This window comes from Mediterraneibacter sp. 210702-DFI.5.30 (genome assembly GCF_020560115.1).
In the GTDB taxonomy this organism is placed as follows: domain Bacteria; phylum Bacillota; class Clostridia; order Lachnospirales; family Lachnospiraceae; genus Mediterraneibacter; species Mediterraneibacter faecis.
The window spans coordinates 1-217 of sequence record NZ_JAJCME010000253.1 but is presented as its reverse complement, the minus strand read 5'-3'; the positions used below and the strand labels follow the sequence as shown (position 1 = coordinate 217).

General features: G+C 46.1%; 1 protein-coding gene. It reads right to left on the bottom strand.

Annotation, left to right across the window (positions count from 1 at the left end; translation table 11 throughout):
* A partial coding sequence (locus tag LI126_RS15455) for a hypothetical protein (RefSeq protein WP_227165778.1) occupies window positions 1-217 on the bottom strand: 217 nt, incomplete at both ends.

The following is a 217-nucleotide window of genomic DNA, read 5'->3' as shown; positions in this document are numbered from 1 at the left end:
GGTTGAGCAGGCCGAAAATGAGTTTGCCGCTCAACCTGACCAATAAACTCATCATGCCATTTTGGCAGAGCATTCAGCTGCACACGCACGTCAATAAACGCCTGGGCATGCAGCTCAACGTTGATCAATAGCTGCATCAGCTCTTTAGAAGTCACATAGTCATTAAGATGCTCAACTGCATAAAAAGCGGCCTCAGCATACTGCTGATCTTCATATA